This is a genomic window from Streptomyces sp. NBC_00377, assembly GCF_036075115.1.
GTDB lineage: Bacteria > Actinomycetota > Actinomycetes > Streptomycetales > Streptomycetaceae > Streptomyces.
This window is the reverse complement of record NZ_CP107958.1, coordinates 5,350,944-5,367,040: the sequence shown is the minus strand read 5'-3', so window position 1 is coordinate 5,367,040 and position 16,097 is coordinate 5,350,944. Positions and strand designations below refer to the sequence as shown.

The window sequence follows — 16,097 nt, the reverse complement described above, 5'->3', positions numbered from 1 at the left end:
GGGCCGGCGGTCCGGGTGAGCCGCGTCCGGGCGAAGGGACGTGACGTCGAAGGGGTGCGCCCCCTGGTTCGTGCGAACCAGGGGGCGCACCCCTTCGGCATGCCGGTGACGGTCGGGTAGGTCAGCCGGTGTTACGCAGGCCCGCGGCGACGCCGTTGACGGTGAGGAGGAGGGCGCGGGCGAGGAGCGGGTCGGGTTCGGCGCCGGCGGCCGCGGCGTCGCGCTGGCGCTTGAGCAGCGTGACCTGGAGGTAGGAGATGGGGTCGAGGTAGGCGTCGCGGACGGTGAAGGTCTGCTTGAGGACGGGCGTGGCGTCGAGCAGTTCCGGTTCGCCGGTGATCTTCAGTACCTCGGCGACGGTGAGCGCGTGCTCGGCCTTGATGCGGTCGAAGACGTGCTTGAGGTCGTCGGGGACGAGGGTGTCGACGTAGTGCTGGGCGATGCGCAGGTCGGTCTTGGCCAGGGTCATCTCCACGTTGGAGACGAAGTTCTGGAAGAAGTGCCACTGGTCGCGCATCTCGTCCAGGACCCGGTCGAGCCCGGCGTCGCGCAGTGCCTTGAGCCCGGAGCCGACGCCGAACCAGCCGGGGACGATCTGGCGGGACTGGGTCCAGCCGAAGACCCACGGGATGGCGCGCAGGCCGTCGAGCCCGGCGCCGGAGTCGGGCCTGCGGGAGGGGCGTGATCCGAGGTGCAGGTCGGCGAGCTGGTCGACCGGGGTGGAGGCGAAGAAGTAGGGCGGGAGGTCGGGGTCCTCGACGAGGGCCCGGTAGGCGGCGTGGGCGGCGTCGGAGACGACGTCCATGGCGGCGTCCCAGCGGGCGAGGGCCTCGTCGGACTGGCGGGGCGCGGTGTGCAGGGCGGAGGCCTGTAGCGTCGCGGCGACCGTCAGTTCCAGGTTCTCCCTGGCCAGGGAGGGGATGAGGTACTTGTCGGAGATGACCTCGCCCTGTTCCGTGACCTTGATCTCGCCTTCCAGGGTGCCCCAGGGCTGGGCGAGGATGGCGTCGTGGGAGGGGCCGCCGCCGCGTCCGACGGTGCCGCCGCGGCCGTGGAAGAGGCGCAGGCGCACGCCGTAGCGGTGGGCGACGTCGCGCAGCCTGCGCTGGGCGCGGTGGATCTCCCACTGGCTGGTGGTGATGCCTCCGAACTTGGAGGAGTCGGAGTAGCCGAGCATGACTTCCTGGACGTCTCCGCGCAGCGCGACGAGGCGCCGGTAGGAGGGGTCGGAGAGCATGTCCTCGAGGATGGTGTCGGCGGCCTTGAGCTCGTCGGTGGTCTCCAGCAGCGGCACGATGCCGATCTTGGCCCAACCGGCGTGGAGGTCGACGAGTCCGGCCTCGCGGGCCAGGACCGCTGCCGCGAAGACGTCGTCGGCGCCCTGGCACATGGAGATGATGTAGGACTCGACGACCTCGGGTCCGAAGACCTCCAGGGCCCGCTTGACGGTGAGGAAGACGCCGAGGGTCTTCTCGCCGGCGGCGTCCACGGGCGCCGGGGTCGGCGCCAGCGGGCGGCGGGACCGCAGTTCCTTGGCCAGGAGCTTGGTGCGGTACTCGCGGGGCATGTCGGTGTAGCGCCAGGATTCCTCGCCGAGGCGGTCGAAGAGCTGACCGAGGGCGTGGTGGTGGGCGTCGGCGTGCTCGCGGACGTCCATGGTGGCGAGCTGGAGGCCGAAGGCGGCGAGGGTGCGGATGGTGCGGTTCATCCGGCCGTCGGCGAACAGACCTCCGCGGTGTTCGCGCAGGGAGGTCTGGATGAGGGTGAGGTCCGCGAGGAGCTCGCTGGTGCCGAGGTAGTCGCGCCCGGCTTCGTGGGGCGTTCCCTTGGCGAGGCGCTGCTTGGTGTTCTCGAGCTTCTGCCGGATGCAGGTGGCCTTGAGGCGGTAGGGCTCCTCGGCGTTGAGTCGCTTGTAGCGGGGGCTGATCTCGGGCAGCCGTTCGAGGTCGGCCTTGAGCGACGCCAGCAGTTCTTCGGTGGCGCCCGTGTAGCGGATGGAGTTGGAGAGGAAACCGCGGAGTTCGTCGATCATCTCCAGGGCGTCGTTGATGCCGTGTTCGTGCTGGAGGATGAGAACGTCCCAGGTCACCTGGGGGGTGACGTTGGGGTTGCCGTCGCGGTCGCCGCCGATCCAGGTGCCGAAGGTGAGGGGGCGCGTGTCGTCGGGGAGCTTCACGCCGACGCGCTCCAGTTCCGCCGTCAGGTCCTCGAGGACGTCGCCGACGGCGCCCGCGTGGAGTTCGTCGAGGTAGTAGATGGCGTTGCGGGCCTCGTCGGCGGGCTCGGGGCGCACGACGCGCAGTTCGTCGGTCTGCCACACCAGGTCGATGCTCTCGGCGAGGCGCGTGTCGTGGCGGCGGCGGTCGGACTCGATGACGGGGGTCTCGAGGAGCGCGGCGATGCGCCGGAGCTTGTTGAGTACCGACCGGCGCGCGGCTTCGGTGGGGTGCGCCGTGAACACGGGGCGGACGTTGAGGTGGCGGACCGTCTGCTGGACGTGCTCGGGGTCGGCGTCCTTGAGGCGGTCGGCGGTGCGGGCGAGGAGACCGCCCTCGGCGGCGCGGCGTTCGCGCAGCTCGCGGCCGCGGTGGACCTGCTCGGTGACGTTGGCGAGGTGGAAGTAGGTGGAGAAGGCGCGGACCAGCTTGGCCGCGGTCTCCAGTTCGATGCCCCGCAGCAGTTCGGCGGCGGCTTCGCCGTCCTCACGGGTGAGGCGGCGGACCTTCTCGACGAGGTCGAGGAGCTCGGGGCCCTCCTGCCGGACGAGGGTCTCACCGAGGAGGTCACCCAGTCGGCGGATGTCGGCGCGCAGGTCGGTGCTGTTGGTTGTGGTGGCCTGGCCAAGGTCGTCGGCACTGCTCACAGGTGCGGCTCCTTGCAGTGTTGAAGCTCGTCCGGGTGGGAACCCGGACGTCGGCCCCGAGGCGGGCGTCGCATGAGGGGCCGGACATCCGGGAAGGAAAGGAAGCGGACCGCGCTGTCCGACTGTCTCCAAGGATAGGTGTCCGCGGGGACGCGCAGGTTGGCGGGCTCTTGCCGCCGGGCAACGCACTGCCATACTTACGATGCCGTAGGTTACGGACCCGTAGGGAGCGTCACACCGGTTCGACGTGTGGCCTTCCACGGTTGCCGTGGCACGGCATCTCCCTCAATCCCAGACCCCCCAGGGGACGCGCATGACCACAGGCAGCTCCAACGTGATCGATGACCCTTTGAAGGCGCCCGACACCACCACGCCCTCTGCCACGTTGGGTGGCGAGCAGAAGCGTTCGATCGAGCAGATCTCGCTGCTGATCTTCATCATCGTCCCGTTCCTGGCGGTGCTGGCGGCGGTGCCGCTGGCGTGGGGCTGGGGGGTGAGCTGGCTGGACATCGGTCTGCTGGTGTTCATGTACTTCCTCGGCTGCCACGGCATCACGATCGGCTTCCACCGGTACTTCACGCACGGTTCGTTCAAGGCGAAGCGGCCGCTCAGGATCGCGCTGGCGGTCATGGGTTCGTTGGCGGTCGAAGGGCCTCTGGTGCGCTGGGTGGCGGACCACCGCAAGCACCACAAGTTCTCCGACGCGGAGGGCGACCCGCATTCGCCGTGGCGGTTCGGCGAGACGCTCCCGGCCCTGATGAAGGGCCTGTGGTGGGCCCACATCGCATGGATGTTCGACGAGGAGCAGACACCGCAGGAGAAGTACGCGCCCGACCTGATCAAGGACCCGGCGATCCGTGCGATCTCGCGCTACTTCGTCCTCTTCACGGTGGCGTCGCTGGCGATCCCGCCGCTGGTCGGCGGGCTGGTGACGATGTCCTGGTGGGGCGCGTTCACGGCGTTCCTCTGGGGCTCGCTGGTGCGGGTGGCCCTGCTGCACCACGTGACCTGGTCGATCAACTCGATCTGTCACGCGGTGGGCAAGCGCCCGTTCAAGTCGCGGGACCGTTCGGGCAACGTGTGGTGGCTGGCGATCCTGTCCTGCGGCGAGTCCTGGCACAACCTGCACCACGCCGACCCCACATCGGCGCGGCACGGGGTGATGCGGGGCCAGGTGGACTCCTCGGCCCGCTTCATCCGGTGGTTCGAGATGCTCGGCTGGGCGTACGACGTCCGCTGGCCGTCACGCTCGCGTATCGATTCGCGTCGCAACCCGGGTGAGGACGGTTCCCGGCAGGAGAAGGCGACCGCCGAGGCGGCATGATTGACGGCGTGGCCACCGATCCCAGCAATACCTCCAGTCCCCATGGCGAAGCGAAGCCGCGGCGCGTGCGACGTACCCGCATGACGGGGGCGGAGCGCCGGCAGCAGTTGCTGGAGATCGGACGCACCCTGTTCGCGGCGAAGGGCTTCGAGGGCACGTCGGTGGAGGAGATCGCGGCGAAGGCCGGGGTCTCCAAGCCGGTGGTGTACGAGCACTTCGGCGGCAAGGAGGGGCTGTACGCCGTCGTGGTGGACCGGGAGATGCGCCGCCTGCTGGACATGGTGACGAGTTCCCTGACGGCCGGCCATCCGCGGGAGCTGCTGGAACAGGCGGCGTTCGCGCTCCTCGACTACATCGAGGAGTACACGGACGGGTTCCGCATCCTGGTCCGCGACTCCCCGATCCCGCAGTCGACGGGCACGTTCGCCTCGCTGATCTCCGACATCGCGACACAGGTGGAGGACATCCTGGGTCGCGAGTTCAAGAACCGCGGCTTCGACCCGAAACTGGCCCCCCTCTACGCCCAGGCCCTGGTCGGCATGGTCGCCCTGACGGGCCAGTGGTGGCTGGACGTGCGCCGGCCGAAGAAGGCCGAGGTGGCGGCACACCTGGTGAACCTGTCGTGGCACGGGCTGGACGGACTGGAGGCCAAGCCGCATCTGATCGGGCGCCGCAAGGCCTAGACGCCGTTCGGCGGATCACGCAGGACCGTCCGCGCCGGCGCAGCCGGCCCGGGCGGAGTGGCGGACGGGATCCACACAGACGATCCGGACGGGATCCACGCAGACGATCCACCCAGGCGCGAGCGGGGCCCCGACCTTCGTGGTCGGGGCCCCGCTCGTGTGTCTCCTGTCGCCGCCTGCGGCGCGTCGGTACGCGTCAGTGCTCGAAGACGTCTCCCCGCCGGACGACGTCTCGACGGCCGCAGACGTCTCAGTGCTTGAAGACGTCCTTGGTCTTCTCCTTGGCCTGCCGGGCGTCGCCCTTCGCCTGGTCGGCGCGGCCCTCGGCCTCGAGCCGCTCGTTGCCCACGGCGCGGCCGGCCGCTTCCTTCGCCTTGCCCTTGGCCTGTTCCATCTTCGCCTTGGACTTCTGCTCGCCTGCCACTGTCCATCACTCCCAGTCAGGTCTGCGTGTGGTCTCCTCACTACGGGTGGCCCGCCCCGCGTCCCTCAAACCTCGCCGTCGGGTTCCAGGAACTCCAGCCGGTTGCCGACCGGATCCCGAGCGTAGAAGCGGCGGTGTCCCGGCAGATCGGCGTCCCAGGTGACCGGCGTGCCGTGGGCCTCGATGCGGGCGGCGTACGCCTCGATGCCGGTGACCCGCAGCCCGGGGTGGGCCTTCTCCGAGGGCCGGAAGCCCGGCTCGATCCCCAGGTGCAGGTGCACGGACCCCGCGCGGAACCAGCAGCCGCCCTTGGCCGCGAGCACCGGCGGCTTGGGGACCTCGGTCATGCCGAGGGTGCCGGTGTAGAAGCGGCGCAGCCTGTCCTCGGCGCCGGGCGGGGCGGCGAGCTGCACATGATCGACGGCGGTCAGCACGTCAGGCTCCCTTCGTGGCCACCGCGAACAGGCGGCAAAACGGCAGGACGGTGCCGTACTCGGCGGCCGGATAGGCCTCGCGGAGCAGGTCGCGGTATTCGGTGACGAAGGCGTCGCGGGCCTCGGGGTCGTCGGCGAGGGCGTCGAGGGCGGGGCGCAGGCCGGTGCCCTTGACCCAGTCGAGGACGGGGTCGTCGCCCTGGAGCAGATGGAAGTACGTGGTCGTCCAGACGTCGGTGGCGCAGCCGAGGCGGGCCAGCCGGTCGAGGTAGACGCCGGGGGCGTGGACGGAGTCCTCGTGGCGCAGGACATGGCCCAGGCGGCTCCTCCAGCGGGCGCTGCCGCCCAGCTCGCGCATGAGGGCGTGCAGGGGCGCGTCGATGTTGTGGGGGACCTGGAAGGCGAAGGTGCCACCGGGGGCGAGTCCTTCCAGCCAGCCGGCGAAGGCGTCGAGGTGGCCCGGCACCCACTGAAGGGCGGCGTTGGAGACGAGCAGGTCGTACGTCTCCCGTGGCGACCAGGTGGTGAGGTCGGCGTGGGCGAAGTCGAGGCCTTCCCCCGCGTGCGCCGCCGCGTCGGCGAGCATCTGCGGCGAGTTGTCGTACCCGGTGACGCGGGCGGTGGGCCAGCGGTCGGCGAGGACGGTAGTGAGGCTGCCGGGTCCGCAGCCGAGGTCGGCGATACGGGGCGGGTCGCCGGGGAGGCCGGGGACGCGGGCGAGGAGGTCGGCGAAGGGGCGGGCGCGATGACCGGCGTGACGCAGGTATTGGGCGGGGTCCCAGGTGGGGTTGGTCGTCATGTGCCGTACTTTCCCCCGTCATTTATCTTGATGTCAAGAGACTTGATATCAAGAGACTTCATGTCGACACAACCACTACACTGATCGTCATGGAGGACGAGGTCGATCGGCTGGTCGCAGCGTGGCGCCGGGAGCGCCCGGACCTCGACGTGGAGCCGCTGGAAGTACTCAGCCGGGTGAGCAGACTGGCCCGGCACCTGGACCGCGCACGCCGGCTGGCGTTCGCCGAGCACCAGCTCGAGCCGTGGGAGTTCGATGTCCTGACGGCGCTCAGGCGCGCGGGGGCCCCGTACCAGCTCTCGCCGGGGCAGCTGCTGACGCAGACGCTGGTGACCTCGGGCACGATGACGAACCGTATCGACCGGCTCGCGAAGAAGGGGCTGGTGGAGCGGCTGCCGGACCCGAGCGACCGCCGGGGTGTGCTCGTCCGCCTCACGGACGACGGCAAGGACCGCGCCGACCAGGCGCTCGCCGGGCTACTCGACCAGGAACGGGCCATCCTGGCCGAGCTCTCCCAGGCCCAGCGCGGCGAACTGGCGGGCCTGCTACGCCAGTTGACCGCCCCGTTCGACAACATCCCCGGCTAGGTCCACCGGTCCGACGCCCGCCCGGCGCGCGAGCGCCACCGCGGCGAGGGTGGAGTGCACGCCCAGCTTGCCCAGCACGTTCTGCATATGGGTGCGGACGGTGTGCGGGGAGAGGTACAGCCGCTCGGCGACCGCCTTCCTGCCCAGCCCCGCGACCATGCAGCGCAGCACTTCCCGTTCCCTCGGCGTGAGGGACTCCACCAGCCGTTCGCTCTCGGTGCGGTGCTTGCGGGCGGCCGTCAGTTCCCGCAGGACGCCGGTGAGCAGGGCGGGAGGCAGATGGGTCTCCTCGCGCAGCACGCCCCGGATGACCGTCAGCAGGCGGGACAGCGAGCAGTCCTTCGCCACCCAGCCGGACGCCCCGGCCTGGAGGGCGAGGGCCGCGCGGCGCGGGTCGTCCTTCTCGGCGAGGACGACGATCCGGACCTGCGGCTGCGCGCTGCGGACCCCCACGACCAGCGAGATACCGTCGACGAGCCCGTCCTCCCCCACCTCCTGCACGGGCACCGCGGGCCGTATGCCCGGCAGGGCGGCGCCCAGATCGGCGTCGACGAGCAGCACGTCGTACCGGCGCCCCTCGGCGGCCGCGCGCTCCAGGCTGCGCAGTGCCGCCGGGCCGCTGCCGGCCGCGGACACGTCGACATCGGGCTCGGCGGCCAGCGCCGCCGCGAGCGACTCGGCGAAGATACGGTGGTCGTCGACGACCAGTACACGAATGCGAACCACGAAACCCCCTTCCCCAGGCTCCTTGACAGAGCAGGGGATACCCCAAGGTCCGGAGACGGAGAACGAGGACCGGCGCGGATACGACGCCCGATGGGGATGCCACTACCGCGACGGCCGCCGCCGTGCAGAGACTGTTACCCCCACCGCGGGCGCCGTACCCGACTGTCTCGCCCCCTGATCAGCACCGGCCCCCACCGGCACTGTTCACAGGGTAGGGCTGCGGGCGTACAGCGGAAGGCAAATGGCAGAACTGGTCCGCCGCCGCGTTTATGGTGTGCCGCATGTTTCGTCTTGAGACAGAAGTCGACAGGAACCGCCGCGATCTTCTTCGTTCCCGGCTGCTCGCCGCCAACACCGAGGCCTCCCCGGTCCTGCGCGCCCTGCGCGGCACCCCCGCCGAACGCGAGTCGCCTCTGCACATCTGGGCCTGCGGTCCCGGCGGTGAACTGGCCGGCGGCCTGGTGGGCCACACCTGGACGGCCTGGCTCCACGTCACCTATCTCTGGGTCGACGCCCGCCATCGCGGCTCGGGCCTCGGCACCCGCCTCCTCGCCGAGGCGGAACACATCGCCTCGCAACAGCGCGGCTGCGACCACGCCCGCCTGGAGACCTGGGACTTCCAGGCACCGGAGTTCTACAAGCGGCAGGGCTACGAGGTGGTGTGCACGATCGAGGACTACCCCCCGGGCCTGACGGAGTTCACCCTGACGAAGCGACTGGGGTAGGTGACGCGGGGACGGAACGGGAAGGGGCGGCGGGACGGCGGCAGCCGCACCCCACCGCCCCCACGCACTACTCAGCCCAGCCGGCGCGCCCCCGCCGCGGGCACCGCCTCGAACACCCGCGGAGCCTTGAAGCCCGCCGCCGCGAAGGCCTCTTCGACGGCCTTGGTGAGACCCTCGACGTCGGTGGCCTCGGCCAGCACGATCGCCGAACCGCCGAAGCCGCCGCCGGTCATCCGCGCCCCGAGCGCACCGTGCGCGAGAGCCGTGTCGACGACGAGGTCCAGCTCGGGGCAGGAGACCCGGAAGTCGTCCCGGAGCGAGGCGTGACCCGCCGTCAGGACCGGGCCGACGGCACGGGAGTCGCCGCCCGACTCCAGGAGCGCGACGACCTGCTCCACACGCTGGTCCTCCGTCACCACATGACGGACCAGACGGCGGACCTCCTCCTCGTCGCCGAGGCGGGCGAGGGCCGCGTCCAGATCGGCGTACGCGATGTCGCGGAGCGCGTCGACGCCGAGGAGGGCGGCGCCCTTCTCGCAGCCGGCCCGGCGCTTGCCGTACTCGCCGCCGCTGTGGGCATGCGTGACCTGGGTGTCGACGACCAGCAGCCGCAGCCCCTCGGCCGCCAGGTCGAGGGGGATCTGCTTCTGGGAGAGATCCCGGGTGTCGAGGAACAGCGCGTGGCCGGCCTCGCAGCAGGCGGACGCCGTCTGGTCCATGATGCCGGTGGGAGCGCCGACGTAGACGTTCTCGGCGCGCTGGCACAGCCGGGCGAGCTGCCAGCCCTGGAGTCCGAGGTCGTAGAGGTCGTTCAGCGCCAGGGCGACGACGACCTCCAGTGCCGCGGACGACGACAGGCCCGCGCCCGACGGGACCGTCGAGGACAGGTGGATGTCGGCGCCGGTCACCGCGTGGCCGGCCTCGCGCAGCGCCCAGACGACTCCGGCCGGGTACGCCGTCCAGTTCGTGTCGGACGCCGGGACCAGGTCGTCCAGGCGCAGTTCGGCGACACCGCTGTCGAGGTCGGCCGAGTGCAGCCGCAGCAGGCCGTCCGTCCGCCGGGAGACCGCCGCGACGGCGGTGTGCGGCAGCGCGAAGGGCATCACGAAGCCGTCGTTGTAGTCGGTGTGCTCGCCGATGAGGTTGACGCGGCCGGGCGCCGCCCAGACGCCGTCGGGCTCGGCCCCGTACAGCCGGACGAAACCCTCGCGTACTTCCTGTGCCCCCACTACGACTCCCTTGCGCTGCTTGCGATGTGCTGCGCGAACGCCCACGCGTCCGCGACGATACCGGCGAGGTCCGCGCGGGACGGCTTCCAGCCCAGCCGCTCGCGGGCGGTGGCCGCCGAGGCGACGAGGACGGCCGGGTCGCCGCCGCGCCGAGGGGCCACGACCTCGGGGATCGGGTGGCCGGTGACCTCGCGGACGGTCTCGATGACCTCGCGCACGGAGAAGCCGTTGCCGTTGCCGAGGTTGCAGATGAGGTGCTCGCCCGGCTCGGCGGCGGCGACGGCGAGGAGGTGGGCCTCGGCGAGGTCGGCGACGTGGATGTAGTCGCGGACGCAGGTGCCGTCCGGGGTCGGGTAGTCGTCGCCGAAGACCGAGATCGCCTCGCGGCGGCCCTGCGCGACCTGGAGGACGAGCGGGATGAGGTGCGACTCGGGGTCGTGGCGCTCGCCCTGTTCGCCGTACGCGCCGGCCACGTTGAAGTACCGCAGGGAGACGGCGCCGAGCCCGTGGGCGGCGGCCTCTCCGCTGATCATGTGGTCGACGGCGAGCTTGGAGGCGCCGTAGGGGTTGGTCGGCCGGGTGGGCGCGGTCTCGACGATCGGGACCTGCTCCGGCTCGCCGTAGGTCGCCGCCGTCGACGAGAAGACCAGCTTGCGCACACCGGCCTCGCGCATCGCGCCGAGCAGGGCCATGGTGCCGCCGACGTTGTTGTCCCAGTACTTCTCGGGCTGGACGACGGACTCGCCGACCTGCGAGAACGCGGCGAAGTGGAGCACGGCGTCGAAGGAGTCGTCGAGCCACTTGGCGGCGTCGCGGATGTCGCCCTCGACGAACGAGGCGCCCGCCGGGACTCCCTCGCGGAAACCGGTGGAGAGGTTGTCGAGGACGACGACCTCGTGGCCTGCCTCCAGCAGGTGCCGGGCGACCACGCTGCCGACGTATCCCGCGCCACCCGTGACCAGATACTTGCCGCTCGTGCCGGTGGTGCCGCTCATGAACTCGCTACCTCTCGCAGTCGCCGGGCCGCGGACTCCGGCGGCACGTCGTTGATGAAGACGTTCATGCCCGATTCGGAGCCCGCGAGGAACTTCAGCTTGCCGGAAGTGCGGCGAATGGTGAAAAGCTCGAGATGGAGCGCGAAGTCGTCGCGGTTGACACCCTCGAACTCCTCCAGCGCGCCGAACGGCGCCTGGTGCCAGGCGGAGATGTACGGCGTGGGCGGTTCACCTTCGCCGAAGATCCGGTCGAAGCGCCTCAAGAGTTCCAGGTAGACCTTGGGGAACTCTGTGCGCGCGTCCTCGTCGAGGGCGAGCAGGTCCGGCACCCGGCGCCTGGGGTAGAGGTGCACCTCGTAGGGCCAGTGCGCCGCGTACGGCACGAACGCGACCCAGTGTTCACCCTCCAGGACGACCCGCTCGCCCGCGAGTTCGCGTGCCAGGACGGCGTCGAAGAGGTTCTCCCCGCCTGTCGCCTCCTTGTGCGCCGCGACCGAACGCAGCATCAGGGCGGTGCGCGGAGTGGTGAAGGGGTAGGCGTAGATCTGCCCGTGCGGGTGACCCAGAGTCACACCGATCTCGGCGCCGCGGTTCTCGAAGCAGAACACCTGTTCCACGGAGGGCAGATGAGACAGCTCGGACGTCCGGTCCGTCCACGCGTCGAGGACCAGTCGCACCTGCTCCTCGTCGAGGTCGGCGAAGGACGCGTTGTGGTCGGAGGTGAAGCAGACCACCTCGCAGCGCCCGGAGTCACCGGCCAGGGAGGGGAAGCGGTTCTCGAAGACGACGGCGTCGTACGAGGAGTCCGGGATCTCGCTGAGCCGGTCTCCCTGGGAGGGGCAGAGCGGGCACTCGTCGGCCGGCGGGTGGTAGATGCGCCCCTGCCGGTGCGAGGCGACGGCGATGGAATCGCCGAGCAGCGGGTCCCGCCGTACCTCCGAAGTGGTGACCGTGGGGTCCAGCGGACGTCTGTCCACCGCGTCGCGCACCGAGTCGTCCCGCTGGTCGTAGTAGATCAGCTCACGACCGTCGGCCAAGCGGGTCGAGGTCTTCTTCACCGACGACTCTCCTCCGTACCTCTGGACCCGCGGACCCAGATTCGTACACCTAGCGAAGCTTCCAACAGAACCAAACACATAAAACCATAAAACCCCACGCGAGTCACCACCACAACCAAACAAAGAACACCAAAAGAAGTGAGCAAGGGCATGCGAACCCCCCCACACGCGGCAGCACAGCTGGCGGCAGAGCTACGCCTCCCGACGAACTGGCTCGACTACACGATCCTCGGCATCTACTTCGTCGTGGTCCTGGGCATCGGCTTCGCCGCCCGGCGCTCGGTGAAGACCAGCCTCGACTTCTTCCTCTCCGGCCGCTCACTGCCCGCCTGGATCACGGGCCTCGCGTTCATCTCGGCCAACCTGGCCGCCACCGAGATCCTCGGCATGGCCGCCAACAGCGCGCAGTACGGCGCGTACACCGTCCACTGGTACTGGATCGGGGCCATCCCGGCGATGGTGTTCCTGGGCCTGGTGATGATGCCGTTCTACTACGGCAGCAAGGTCCGCTCGGTGCCGGAGATGCTGCTGCTGCGCTTCGACAAGGCCGCCCACCTGCTCAGCTCGGCCCTGTTCGCCTTCGCCGCGATCCTGATCGCCGGGGTGAACCTGTACGCGCTGGCGATCGTCGTCGAGGCGCTGCTGGGCTGGCCGCAGTGGGTGGCGATCGTGGTGGCGGGCTTCTTCGTCCTCGCGTACATCACCCTCGGCGGCCTCTCCTCGGCGATCTACAACGAGGTCCTCCAGTTCTTCGTGATCCTGGCGGCCCTCATCCCGCTGTCCGTGCTGGGCCTGAAGAAGGTGGGCGGCTGGGGCGGCCTCACCGACAAGCTGACCGCCACCCACGGGGACGACTTCGTCACCGCCTGGGGCGGCACGGGCATCGGCAGCGCCAACCCCCTCGGCGCGAACTGGCTGACGATCGTGCTGGGGCTCGGCTTCGTCCTGTCCTTCGGCTACTGGACGACGAACTTCGCCGAAGTGCAGCGCGCCCTGTCGGCGAAGAACCTGTCGGCCGCCCAGCGCACCCCGCTCATCGCGGCCTACCCGAAGGTCTTCATGGTGTTCCTGGTGATGATCCCGGGCCTGGTGGCGGCGGTCCTGGTGCCGAAGATCGGCACCAGCGGCTCGGACCTCCAGTACAACGACGCGATCCCGTACCTCATGCAGGAGCTGCTGCCGAACGGCGTGCTGGGCATCGCCGTGACGGGTCTGCTGGCGGCGTTCATGGCGGGCATGGCGGCGAACATCTCGTCGTTCAACACCGTCTTCACGACCGACATCTGGGCGAAGTACGTGGTGCTGGGGCGGGACGACGCCTACTACGTCCGCTTCGGTCGCCTGATCACGGCGATCGGTGTGGCCGCCTCGGTGGGCACGGCGTTCCTGGCGTCGTCCTTCTCGAACATCATGAGCTACCTCCAGACGCTGTTCTCCTTCTTCAACGTGCCGATGTTCGTGGTCTTCATCGTCGGCATGTTCTGGAAGCGGGCGTCGAAGAAATCGGGCTTCTGGGGTCTGCTCGCGGGCACCACGGCCGCGATGGTGAACTACTTCGTCCTCTACAAGCAGGACATCATCGGCATCCCCACCGACCAGGGCGCGAACTTCGTGTCGGCGATCGCGGGCTTCGTCGCGGGAGCGGTCGTGATGGTGATCGTGTCGCTGTTCACGGCCCCGAAGCCGGCCGAGGAACTCCAGGGCCTGGTCTACGGCACCGTCTCCCCCGGCATGGCCGAGCCGCCGGCGGCGGGCGACGACGCGTGGTACCGGCGCCCGGCCCTGCTCGGCTGGGGCGCGGTGATCCTGGCCGCCGTCTGCTACATCCCGTTCTCGTTCTGAGCCCGGCCGCGACCACCGCGGGAGACTGGAGAGACCATGTCCGAGCAATTCGAACCGTCCGAGCGCGACCAGGCCGCCGAGCGGCTGCGGCGGGCCGGCTACTCCGAGGCCGACGTCCAGCGGGAGGTCACGGAACTCGAGGAGAAGTCCGCGACCGCGGCCCGTATCTTCGACCTGCGCCGGATCATCGGCGGCCTGTTCGTCGTCTACGGCGTGATCGTCACGATCGCCGGAATCACCGACAGCGACGCGGAGATCGACAAGGCCCAGGGGATCAACATCAACCTGTGGACCGGCCTGGGCATGCTGGCCCTGGGCCTCTTCTTCCTGGCCTGGCTCAAGCTGAGGCCCGCTGCGCCGGTGACACCGACGCTGCCGCCCGAGGCGGTGGAGGGGAAGGGCCGCGGGGAAAGCGGCGTCGAGGGATGACGCCGGACAGCGCCGGGATCCATGACCTCGGATCCCGGCGCTGTCCGCTTCTCGGTCGGTCAGCCTCCGACCCCGCCCAGGAGGCCGTTGAGCAGCCCGTTCCCGTTCGAGGACGACTCCACCGAGGAGCCGGTGAAGGTGGCGCTGTCGTCCCCGTTGACGCAGCTCTGCTGGCTGACGTTCTGCTTCGTCAGGCTGCCGAGGAGGGGGACGTCGTTCAGGTTGATGAGACCTACCTGGAGGTTCGAGTCGCCCTGCTCGGCTCCCTGAAGGCACTGCCTGGAGGGTCCGTCGTCGCCGGCGGAGGCGATTCCGGCCCCGGCCATGCAGAGGCTCCCGATCATGGCAGCCACGAGAGCGGTCTTGTGCAGCTTGCGCATTACATTCCCTTTTCCGGCTGAGTGATACGTCCCGTTACGGAACGCAACATTACGATTACAGACCGTATGCCGCGCCCTCCCGTTTCGCACCTTCACGCCGCGCGTGTCTACGCCCCCCGCCGACTCGTACCACACGAGCTGGCCCGGATGGCCCATGCGGGACAGCGGCCGCCGGCACCGGGCATCGGCGCAGGGCCAAGCCCCGACCAGGCCCGGACGAGGGCCGTCCCCCGCCTGCTTTCGGCACCGGGCGGCTCCCCGGCCTGCTCGGAGAGGACGCTCGTCCACCCGTTCACCCTGCGCATCCGGGTGGCGGACCGGGAGGCCCGGGCCGGACGGATCGAGCGTGGGGCCAGGTCACCGATCAGCGGTCGGTGCCGTACCCGGCGATCTCGCCGCTCCTGGCCGCCGCGACCAGGGCCACCGTCAGGATCCCCGCCCCGCCGACGAGGTGGGTCGACAGCGGGTGACTCGCCAGGGTGTAGCCGCACCTGGTCAGGAGAACGACGTAGAGCACCGCGACCGGCAGCCCGGCGGTGAGTGCCGCCAACAGCCCGCGAAGCGGCGGGCGGGCGAGCAGCCGCCGGGGGGCGACCGCCAGGGCGAGACCGGTGGCCGCGCCCAGGGTGAGGCCGACCGCCATGCTGCCCAGCACGGCGAGTCCGGCCACGGCCGTCAGCACCCGCGCGGTTGCGTACAGATCGCCGACCAGGAAGACGAACGCCACCAGCAGGCACAGGACTCCGGCGATCGCGGCCGGCCAGGCACCGATGATCGCGCCGAGGCGCACCCCGCGCCGGACGACCGCGCGGGCCCTCACTCCGACTGCTCCGGTTGCGTCGCCGTGGCGGCCCGCGAGACGTGCGGCAGCGGGCCCGCGCGGTCCAGGAGGCCCGTGCGGGCAGCCAGGGCCGCGGCCTCCAGACGGGAGCCGACGCCGAGTTTCATCAGGACCCGCTGGACATGGGTGCGGGCCGTGGACGGGGCGATGCCCATGCCGGCGGCGATCAGGCGGGTGTCCTCGCCGTCGGCGACCCGGACCAGGACCTCCACCTCGCGGGGGGTGAGCATCTGGAGCAGCCGCTGACCCTCGTCGTCCGGCTGGGCGGCCGGGTTCAGCAGTTCGCTGAACGCGCCCTGGAGCAGCTGCGGAGCCACCGCCGCCTCACCCGCGCGCGCCTTCATGATGGCCCGCTCCACACCCTCTATGCGCTCGTCGTGGCGTACGTAGCCGCAGGCTCCCGCGGCGAAGGCCGCCGCGATGCCGCGGGGGTTCGGCACCGGGCCCAGGACCAGCACCGCCACCTGCGGCCGCTCGCGCTTGATGCGGACCACCGGGTCGAATATGCCCGGCTCTGCCGGGACCGCCGTACCCAGCAGGCACACCTCCGGAGCACGGGTGATCACCAGCTCCGCCGCGCCCGCGGCCGGTGCCGCCGCGGCGAGCACCCGGTGCCCCCGCAGTTTGAGTGCCGAGGCCAGCGCCTCGGCGAGCAGTCGGTGGTCGTCGACCACCATCAGCCGCACTCCCACGAGCAATCCCCCAGTCCCCCCATGGATGCCCTCACGGACCCGCGCACTCCGCGCGGACCGACAAAG

The 16,097-nt window shown here is 70.5% G+C and carries 17 protein-coding genes; 6 read left to right on the top strand and 11 right to left on the bottom strand.

Annotated elements, in window-relative coordinates; all coding sequences use genetic code 11:
• Positions 1-121: 121 nt before the first annotated feature.
• Complete coding sequence (ppc, locus tag OHS71_RS24120; protein WP_328481429.1) at positions 122-2,863, bottom strand: phosphoenolpyruvate carboxylase; 2,742 nt, start codon at positions 2,861-2,863, stop codon at positions 122-124.
• Between the two features lie 313 nt (positions 2,864-3,176).
• Here ppc and OHS71_RS24115 point away from each other — a divergent pair, with 313 nt between their 5' ends.
• Entirely contained in the window at positions 3,177-4,187 is a 1,011-nt protein-coding gene (locus OHS71_RS24115; protein WP_328481428.1) for an acyl-CoA desaturase, read from the top strand.
• Positions 4,184-4,870 (top strand): TetR/AcrR family transcriptional regulator, encoded by a 687-nt coding sequence (locus OHS71_RS24110; protein WP_328481427.1) that lies wholly within the window; start codon positions 4,184-4,186, stop codon positions 4,868-4,870. Before OHS71_RS24115 ends, OHS71_RS24110 begins: the two co-directional genes overlap by 4 nt.
• A gap of 250 nt (positions 4,871-5,120) precedes the next feature.
• Here OHS71_RS24110 and OHS71_RS24105 read toward each other — a convergent pair whose 3' ends face one another.
• The 3 genes from OHS71_RS24105 to OHS71_RS24095 all read right to left on the bottom strand — a co-directional run bounded on the left by OHS71_RS24105 (position 5,121) and on the right by OHS71_RS24095 (position 6,527).
• Positions 5,121-5,294, bottom strand: a complete 174-nt coding sequence (locus tag OHS71_RS24105) for a CsbD family protein (RefSeq protein WP_328481426.1) — start codon at positions 5,292-5,294, stop codon at positions 5,121-5,123.
• A 65-nt stretch (positions 5,295-5,359) separates the two neighbouring features.
• Complete coding sequence (locus OHS71_RS24100; RefSeq protein ID WP_328481425.1) at positions 5,360-5,728, bottom strand: VOC family protein; 369 nt, start codon at positions 5,726-5,728, stop codon at positions 5,360-5,362.
• Between the two features lies 1 nt (position 5,729).
• Positions 5,730-6,527, bottom strand: coding sequence for a trans-aconitate 2-methyltransferase (locus OHS71_RS24095; protein WP_328481424.1), 798 nt, complete (start codon positions 6,525-6,527; stop codon positions 5,730-5,732).
• Positions 6,528-6,616: 89 nt separating this feature from the next.
• On the opposite strand from OHS71_RS24095, the gene OHS71_RS24090 reads away from it, so the two are divergent.
• Positions 6,617-7,114 carry a MarR family winged helix-turn-helix transcriptional regulator gene (locus tag OHS71_RS24090; RefSeq protein ID WP_328481423.1) on the top strand — a complete coding sequence of 166 codons (498 nt, stop codon included), beginning with the start codon at positions 6,617-6,619 and terminating at the stop codon, positions 7,112-7,114.
• On the opposite strand, the gene OHS71_RS24085 is transcribed toward OHS71_RS24090, so the two are convergent.
• The gene (locus OHS71_RS24085) at positions 7,073-7,840 is read right to left on the bottom strand and encodes a response regulator transcription factor (protein WP_328481422.1); all 768 of its coding nucleotides are present in this window, start codon (positions 7,838-7,840) and stop codon (positions 7,073-7,075) included. The two genes, OHS71_RS24090 and OHS71_RS24085, sit on opposite strands and share 42 nt — an antisense overlap.
• A 281-nt stretch (positions 7,841-8,121) precedes the next feature.
• Between OHS71_RS24085 and OHS71_RS24080 the strand changes: the two genes are divergently transcribed.
• Positions 8,122-8,565 (top strand): GNAT family N-acetyltransferase, encoded by a 444-nt coding sequence (locus OHS71_RS24080; protein ID WP_328481421.1) that lies wholly within the window; start codon positions 8,122-8,124, stop codon positions 8,563-8,565.
• 71 nt (positions 8,566-8,636) lie between these two features.
• Here the strand turns inward: OHS71_RS24080 and galK are convergent, their stop codons facing one another.
• Genes galK through galT form a run of 3 tightly spaced genes read right to left on the bottom strand, consistent with a single transcriptional unit; the run spans position 8,637 to position 11,847 of the window.
• Complete coding sequence (gene galK / locus OHS71_RS24075) at positions 8,637-9,794, bottom strand: galactokinase (RefSeq protein WP_328481420.1); 1,158 nt, start codon at positions 9,792-9,794, stop codon at positions 8,637-8,639.
• Complete coding sequence (gene galE, locus OHS71_RS24070) at positions 9,794-10,789, bottom strand: UDP-glucose 4-epimerase GalE (protein ID WP_328481419.1); 996 nt, start codon at positions 10,787-10,789, stop codon at positions 9,794-9,796. Before galE ends, galK begins: the two co-directional genes overlap by 1 nt.
• A complete protein-coding gene (gene galT / locus OHS71_RS24065; RefSeq protein WP_328481418.1) occupies positions 10,786-11,847 on the bottom strand; it encodes a galactose-1-phosphate uridylyltransferase in 1,062 nt (353 codons plus the stop codon). The genes galE and galT overlap by 4 nt, the downstream gene beginning before the upstream one ends.
• Before the next feature lie 150 nt (positions 11,848-11,997).
• Between galT and OHS71_RS24060 the strand changes: the two genes are divergently transcribed.
• Positions 11,998-13,689, top strand: a complete 1,692-nt coding sequence (locus OHS71_RS24060) for a sodium:solute symporter family protein (protein ID WP_328481417.1) — start codon at positions 11,998-12,000, stop codon at positions 13,687-13,689.
• A gap of 36 nt (positions 13,690-13,725) precedes the next feature.
• Positions 13,726-14,118: a hypothetical protein gene (locus OHS71_RS24055; RefSeq protein ID WP_328481416.1), complete on the top strand. Its 393-nt coding sequence runs from the start codon at positions 13,726-13,728 to the stop codon at positions 14,116-14,118.
• A 59-nt stretch (positions 14,119-14,177) separates the two neighbouring features.
• Here the strand turns inward: OHS71_RS24055 and OHS71_RS24050 are convergent, their stop codons facing one another.
• The 3 genes from OHS71_RS24050 to OHS71_RS24040 all read right to left on the bottom strand — a co-directional run bounded on the left by OHS71_RS24050 (position 14,178) and on the right by OHS71_RS24040 (position 16,016).
• The gene (locus tag OHS71_RS24050) at positions 14,178-14,498 is read right to left on the bottom strand and encodes a hypothetical protein (RefSeq protein ID WP_328481415.1); all 321 of its coding nucleotides are present in this window, start codon (positions 14,496-14,498) and stop codon (positions 14,178-14,180) included.
• 364 nt (positions 14,499-14,862) lie between these two features.
• Positions 14,863-15,318: a hypothetical protein gene (locus OHS71_RS24045; protein ID WP_328481414.1), complete on the bottom strand. Its 456-nt coding sequence runs from the start codon at positions 15,316-15,318 to the stop codon at positions 14,863-14,865.
• The gene (locus tag OHS71_RS24040) at positions 15,315-16,016 is read right to left on the bottom strand and encodes a helix-turn-helix transcriptional regulator (RefSeq protein ID WP_328481413.1); all 702 of its coding nucleotides are present in this window, start codon (positions 16,014-16,016) and stop codon (positions 15,315-15,317) included. Before OHS71_RS24040 ends, OHS71_RS24045 begins: the two co-directional genes overlap by 4 nt.
• Between the last annotated feature and the right edge of the window lie 81 nt (positions 16,017-16,097).